General features: G+C 72.2%; 4 protein-coding genes and 1 pseudogene. 1 reads left to right on the plus strand and 4 read right to left on the minus strand.

Annotated features, from left to right (window positions below; genetic code table 11):
• Positions 1-284 (minus strand): annotated as a pseudogene (locus E1258_RS27980) (hypothetical protein); the annotation flags it as partial.
• 21 nt (positions 285-305) lie between these two features.
• Complete coding sequence (locus tag E1258_RS27985) at positions 306-851, minus strand: RNA polymerase sigma factor (RefSeq protein ID WP_132406395.1); 546 nt, start codon at positions 849-851, stop codon at positions 306-308.
• A 254-nt stretch (positions 852-1,105) separates the two neighbouring features.
• Here E1258_RS27985 and dnaE point away from each other — a divergent pair, with 254 nt between their 5' ends.
• Positions 1,106-4,642 (plus strand): DNA polymerase III subunit alpha, encoded by a 3,537-nt coding sequence (gene dnaE / locus E1258_RS27990; RefSeq protein ID WP_132406397.1) that lies wholly within the window; start codon positions 1,106-1,108, stop codon positions 4,640-4,642.
• Between the two features lie 44 nt (positions 4,643-4,686).
• On the opposite strand, the gene E1258_RS27995 is transcribed toward dnaE, so the two are convergent.
• A complete protein-coding gene (locus tag E1258_RS27995; protein WP_132406399.1) occupies positions 4,687-5,370 on the minus strand; it encodes a response regulator in 684 nt (227 codons plus the stop codon).
• Positions 5,367-6,959, minus strand: coding sequence for a sensor histidine kinase (locus E1258_RS28000; protein WP_132406401.1), 1,593 nt, complete (start codon positions 6,957-6,959; stop codon positions 5,367-5,369). Before E1258_RS28000 ends, E1258_RS27995 begins: the two co-directional genes overlap by 4 nt.
• Positions 6,960-7,135 lie beyond the last annotated feature (176 nt).

The raw sequence follows: 7,135 nt of genomic DNA on the forward strand, positions 1-7,135 counted from the left end.
CCTCCCGGCGGCCCCCGCCGCCGGGAGGTCGGGGCCGCGCGGGGCGGGGCCGGCGCGGTCGACGTGGCTGGGCCGGACGGCGCCGGCGGGGTCGACGGTACGGCGGTCGGCGGCGCGACGGGCAGCGGCGCGACGGGAGTGTCGCCGCCGCATGCCGCGACGGCCAGGGTGAACGCGGCGACCGCCGCCGAGGCGAGCCGCCGGGCCGGGCCGGCCGGGCCGGCGTGCCCGCGCGACCGGCCGAGCCCTGCGCTGCGGTGCCGCGGCACCGGGTCCCTCCGCATCCCGTCCATCCCGTCGCCGGCTCAGCCGGGGTCGCCGGACAGCCGCCGTCGGACCTGCCGGCGGGCCTCGTGCAGCCGGGACTTGACGGTCCCCTCGGGCACCCCGAGCAGGGTGGCGATCTCGGCGTAGCCCAGCCCGAGGACGTCCCGCAGGGCCACCGCCTCGGCCAGTTCGGGGCGCACCGCGTCGAGCGCGTCGAGCAGGTCGAGCCGGGTGCCGGCGACCACGCTGGTGCGGCGAGGGTCCGGCGGATCCGGCAGCGGCACGCCGGCGGACTCCACCTCCCAGCGCCGCCGCAGCCCCCGGTACGTCGAGCGCGCCCGGTTGGCGGTCAGCCGGTACAGCCAGGTGTGGAACGACGAGCGCCCCTCGAACCGGGTGATCCCCTGGGCCAGCGCCAGCAGCGCGTCCTGGCACGCCTCCTCGGCGTCCTCCCGGTGGGGCAGCAGCCGGGCGCACAGTCGGAGGACCTCCGGGCGGACGGCCACGAGCAGGGCGTGCAGGGCCGCCTCGTCGCCGCGCGCCGCCACGCGGGCCAGTTCCTCGATGCCGTCCGCAAGGGGCATGCGGTGGTGTCCAATGCTCGCCGGGTGCGCCGATCGCTCGCCGGGTGTCGTGGCGACCACGGTACGGCCACCGCCGCCGGAGGCGCGCGGGCGAGTCGGGCAACCGACCGGGCCCGCCGCCAGCGTGACCGGGGAGATCCCCGCCACCCGGTGGTGGTCCGCCCGCGCGGCTGCTGGAGGTCGCCGATCCCCCGGCGATAGGGTGGGCCGACCGATCTCGACAACCCATGATCCGACCCGGGGGGGCGCCACGCATGGGCGATTCGTTCGCGCATCTGCACGTGCACACCGAGTACTCGATGCTCGACGGTGCGGCCCGGCTCAAGGACCTCTTCGCCGAGGCCAGCCGGCTCGGCATGCCCGCGGTCGCGATGACCGACCACGGCAACATGCACGGCGCGAACGACTTCTACAAGCAGGCCATGGCCGCCGGGATCACCCCCATCCTGGGCGTCGAGGCGTACGTGGCGCCGGAGTCGCGCTACCACAAGGCGCGGGTGAAGTGGGGCCGGCCGGAGCAGAAGAGCGACGACGTCTCCGGCAACGGCGCGATCACCCACATGACCATGTGGGCGGCGAACAAGACCGGCCTGCACAACCTGTTCACCCTCAACTCGCGCGCCTCCATGGAGGGTCACTACGTCAAGTGGCCCCGGATGGACATGGAGTTGATCGCCGAGCACGCCGAGGGGATCATGGCCACCACCGGCTGTCCCTCCGGTGCCGTGCAGACCCGGCTACGGCTCGGCCAGTTCGACGAGGCGCTCAAGGTCGCCTCCGCGTACCAGGACATCTTCGGCAGGGACAACTACTTCCTGGAGCTGATGGACCACGGCCTCGACATCGAGCGCCGGGTCCGCGACGGGCTCACCGAGATCGGCAAGAAGCTCGGCATCCCGCCGGTGGTGACCAACGACTCGCACTACACCCACGAGGCCCAGGCCGAGGCGCACGACGTGCTGCTGTGCGTGCAGACCGGCAGCAACATCGCCGACCCGAACCGGTTCCGCTTCGAGGGCGGCGGCTACTTCATCAAGTCGGCCGAGCAGATGCGCGCCGTCGACTCCTCCCAGCTCTGGCTGGAGGGCTGCCGTAACACGCTGCTGGTGGCGGAGAAGGTCGACCCGGCGGGGATGTTCGAGTTCCACAACCTGATGCCGCGCTTCCCGATCCCGGAGGGGGAGACGGAGGAGTCGTGGTTCCGCAAGGAGACCTTCAAGGGCCTGGCCCGGCGGTTCCCGGGCGGGGTTCCCGAGGGGCACGTGGTGCAGGCGGAGTACGAGTTGGGCGTCATCATCCAGATGGGGTTCCCGTCGTACTTCCTCGTGGTCGCCGACTTCATCGGGTGGGCGAAGAGTCAGGGCATCGCGGTGGGTCCGGGTCGTGGCTCGGCGGCCGGCTCGCTGGTGGCGTACGCGTTGGGGATCACGGACCTGGACCCGATCCCGCACGGGCTGATCTTCGAGCGGTTCCTCAACCCGGAGCGGGTGTCGATGCCGGATGTCGACATCGACTTCGACGAGCGTCGGCGCGGTGAGGTGATCAAGTACGTCACCGACAAGTGGGGTGAGGACAAGGTCGCGCAGATCGCGACGTTCGGCACGATCAAGGCGAAGGCGGCGATCAAGGACTCGGCGCGGGTGCTGGGGTTCCCGTACGCGGTGGGGGACCGGATCACCAAGGCGATGCCGCCGGCGGTGATGGGCAAGGACATCCCGCTGTCGGGGATCTTCGACCCGAAGCACCCGCGCTACGCGGAGGCGGGGGAGATCCGGGGCCTGTACGAGTCGGACCCGGACGTGAAGAAGGTCATCGACACGGCGAAGGGCATCGAGGGGCTGATCCGGCAGACCGGGGTGCACGCCGCGGGGGTGATCATGTCGGCGGAGCCGATCATCGAGCACATCCCGTTGATGCGGCGGGACTCCGACGGGGTGATCATCACTCAGTTCGACTACCCGACGTGCGAGTCGCTCGGGTTGTTGAAGATGGACTTCCTGGGTCTGCGGAACCTGACGATCATCGACGACGCGGTGAAGAACATCCAGCTCAACCACGGCAGGGACCTGGACCTGCTGGGGTTGGACCTGGACGACAAGGCCGCGTACGAGCTGCTGGCGCGCGGCGACACGCTGGGGGTGTTCCAGCTCGACGGTGGGCCGATGCGGTCGCTGCTGCGGTTGATGAAGCCGGACAACTTCGAGGACATCTCCGCCGTGCTGGCGTTGTACCGGCCTGGTCCGATGGGCGTGGACTCGCACACGAACTACGCGTTGCGCAAGAACGGGTTGCAGGAGATCACGCCGATCCACCCGGAGTTGGAGGAGCCGCTGCGGGAGATCCTGGCCCCGACGCACGGCCTGATCGTCTACCAGGAGCAGGTGCAGCGGGCGGCGCAGATCCTCGCCGGGTACACGCTGGGTCAGGCGGACCTGTTGCGCCGGGCGATGGGCAAGAAGAAGAAGGAGATCCTGGACAAGGAGTTCGTGCCGTTTAGGGACGGCTGCCGCGAGCGCGGCTACTCCGACGAGGCGATCCAGGCCGTGTGGGACGTCCTCGTCCCGTTCGCCGGGTACGCGTTCAACAAGGCGCACTCGGCGGCGTACGGGCTGGTGTCGTACTGGACGGCGTACCTGAAGGCGCACTACCCGGCCGAGTACATGGCGGCGCTGCTGACGTCGGTGGGTGACGACAAGGACAAGATGGCGTTGTACCTGTCGGAGTGCCGGCGGATGGGCATCCAGGTGCTGCCGCCGGACGTGAACACCTCGGCCGGGCCGTTCACCCCGGTCGGGAAGGACATCCGGTTCGGGTTGGCGGCGATCCGCAACGTCGGGGCGAACGTGGTGGCCTCGATCATGCGGTGCCGGCAGGAGAAGTGCGAGTACGTTGACTTCTACGACTTCCTGGCCAAGGTCGACGCGGTGGTGTGCAACAAGAAGACCATCGAATCGCTGATCAAGGCCGGCGCGTTCGACGTCATGCAGCACAGCCGCAAGGGCCTGCTCGCCGTGCACGCCGACGCCATCGACGCGTACGCCGACGTCAAGCGCAAGGAGGCCGTCGGCCAGTACGACCTGTTCGGCGCCGGCTTCGGCGACGCCGAGGCCGCCGGCGGCAGCACCACCGTCATGCCGACCATCGGCGAAGCCGAGTGGGACAAGCGGGACAAGCTCGCCTTCGAACGCGAGATGCTCGGCCTCTACGTCTCCGACCACCCGCTGTTCGGCCTCGAACACGTCCTCGGCGCCGCCGCCGACACCACCATCGCCGCCCTGTCCGAGGAGGGCACCGTCCCCGACGGGGCGGTGGTCACCCTCGCCGGCATCCTCTCCGGCGTGCAGCGGCGGGTCACCAAGCAGGGCCGGGCCTGGGCGTCGGCCACCCTGGAGGACCTCGCCGGCGGCGTGGAGACCCTGTTCTTCCCCAACACGTACGAGGTGATCGGCCAGTACATCGCCGAGGACGCCATCGTGGTGGTCAAGGGGCGGGTCGACCGCCGCGACGACACCCCCCGCATCATGGCCATGGACATGCAGCTGCCCGACGTCACCAGCAACCCGGGCAGCAAACCGGTCACCCTCACCATCCCCGTGCACCGGTGCACCCCGCCACTTGTGGAACGCCTCAAGGAAACCCTCGTCCTGCACCCCGGCGACACCGAGGTCCACGTCAAGCTCCTCAACGGCGGCAAGACCACCACCCTGCGACTCGGCCCGTTCCGGGTCGCGGCCACCACCGCCCTGATGGGCGACCTCAAGAGCGTCCTCGGCCCCGCCAACGTCAGCTGACCGGTCGCTCACCGGCCCGCCGGTGAGCGGCGGGCACCGCAGGGTCAGGCCGGGCGGTACTCCATCTCCGGGCGGCCCGGGGAGCCGTAGCGGGGGGTACGCACCGCCCGTTCGGCGGCCACCAGGTACTCCAGGTACCGACGGGCGGTGACCCGGGAGATGCCGGCCAGCCGGGCCACCTCGGAGGCGGATCGGCCGGCGTCGCCGGTGAGCGAGCCGAGCACCGTGCGCAGGGTCTGCTCGTCGAGCCCCTTCGGCAGGGTGTGCGCGGCCGGGCCGCGCAGGGTGGCGAACATCCGGTCCACCTCGTGCTGGGCGGCCACCTCACCCTCGGCCAGCACCTGGCGGCGGTACTCGGCGTACCGGTGCAGCTTGTCGCGGAACGCCGCGAAGGTGAACGGCTTGAGCAGGTAGTGGGTCACCCCGAGCGACACCGCCGTACGGACCACCGCCAGGTCCCGGGCCGAGGTCACGGCCAGCACGTCCACCGTGCTGCCGGCGGCCCGCAGCGCCCGGCACACCTCCAGCCCGTGCAGGTCGGGCAGCCGGAAGTCGAGCAGGACGAGATCGACCGGGTTCTCCTCGCGCCGCCGCAGCGCCGCCATCGCCTCCCGCGCGGTGTGCGCCACCCCGACCACCACGAACCCGGGCACCCGCTCGGTGTACGTGCGGTGCGCCTCGGCCAGCAGCGGCTCGTCCTCCACCACGAGCACCCGGATGTCGGTCACGGCTGCCCCACCCGGCCCGGGACCGGCAGCCGGACGGTGAACAGGGTCCCGCCGTCGACGGAGCGGCCCACGTCGGCCCGGCCGCCGTGGCGGCGTACCACCTGGCCGACGAGGGCCAGACCGAGGCCCCGCCCGGCGCTCTTGGTCGACCAGCCGCGCCGGAACGCGTCGGCCACCCGTTCCGGTGCCAGCCCCGGCCCGCTGTCGCCGACCCGGACCACCACGGCACCGTCGTCGGCGCCGACGGAGACCCGCACCCGCCGGGGCGCCTCGGTGCCGGCCACCGCCTCCAGAGCGTTGTCGATCAGGTTCCCGACGACGGTGATCAGGTCCGTCACGGGCAGCGGGGTGCCGTCGAGCCGGCAGTCCGGTTCCACCAGCAGGTCCACGCCGCGCTCGCCGGCCTGCGCCGACTTGCCCAGCAGCAGGGCGGCCAGGGCCGGCTCGGTCACCGCGCCGACCACCCGGTCGGTGAGCTGCTGGGCGACCGCCAGGTCCTCGGTGGCCAGCCGGACCGCCTCGTCGGCCCGGCCCAGCTCCACCAGCGTCAGCACGGTGTGCAGCCGGTTGGCCGACTCGTGGGTCTGCGCCCGCAGCGCGTCGGTCAGCGCCCGCACCGAATCCAGCTCGCTGGTGAGGGTACGTAGCTCCGTCTGGTCCCGCAGGGTCAGCACGGTGCCGAGGCGGTGCCCCTCGAACATCGCCGTGCGCTGGTTGACCACCAGCACCCGGTCGCCGGCCACGACCGGCTCGTCGTGCGCGTCCCGCCCGGAGGCCAGCAGGTCCGCCACGGCGGGCGGCAGGTCGACCTCCCCGGCCGGCCGGTCCACCACCGTCGCTTCGTCGGCGAGCCCCAGCAGCCGCCGCGCCTCGTCGTTGACCAGGGCCACCCGGCGGTCCACCGTCGCCACCACCAACCCCTCTCGCACCGAGTGCAGGACCGCGTCGTGGTACTCGTACATCCTGGTCATCTGACCAGGGCCCAGGCCGTGGGTCTGCCGGCGCAGCCGCCGGCTCAGCAGCCACGAGCCGGTCGCCGCGAGGGCGAGCGCCGGGGTGGCGGCGGCGAGCAGCACGGGGGCCTGGGCCAGCAGGCGGCGGTTGATCGCGCTGGTGGAGATGCCGACGGAGACCAGCCCGACGATCCGGCCGTCCGCGGCGCGGACCGGCACCACCGCCCGCACCGACTCGCCGAGGGTGCCCACGTTCGTGGTGGTGAACGCCCGACCCGCCAGCGCCGGCCCGATGTCGCCGACGAACGGCTGACCGATCCGCTCCGGCCGGGGGTGCGAGTACCGGGTCCGGTCGGGGGCCATCACCACCACGAAGTCCGTCCCGGTCGCCACCCGGGTGGCCTCCGCGTACGGCTGGAGCGACGCAGACGGGTCGGCGGAGGCGAGTGCCGCGCGCACGTCCGGGGAACCGGCCACGGTGTGCGCCACGGCCAGCACCTCCTTTCGGGCGGCGTCCCGTGCGTCGCTGCGGGCCAGCCACACGCCGCCCGCCGACGCCGCCAGCACCAGGAGGCCGACCACCAGGGCCTGGAGGGCGAAGAGCTGCCCCGCGATGCTCCACTGCCGTCGGGCCACGACACCTCCTGTCCGCGCTTCGGCTGCTGGCGCAAGTGTGGCGCGCCGGTCGGCCGCCGATGTCGGCCGTGGGTCACGGGAGTGAACAGAATGACCACAAGGCTGCCGTGCCGTGAGGCCCAGTTCACATTGTGGGCATGGACACCACCCCCACCGCCACTTCCATCGCCAAGTCC

Origin of the sequence: Micromonospora sp. KC207 (assembly GCF_004348615.1) — a bacterium.
In the GTDB taxonomy this organism is placed as follows: domain Bacteria; phylum Actinomycetota; class Actinomycetes; order Mycobacteriales; family Micromonosporaceae; genus Micromonospora.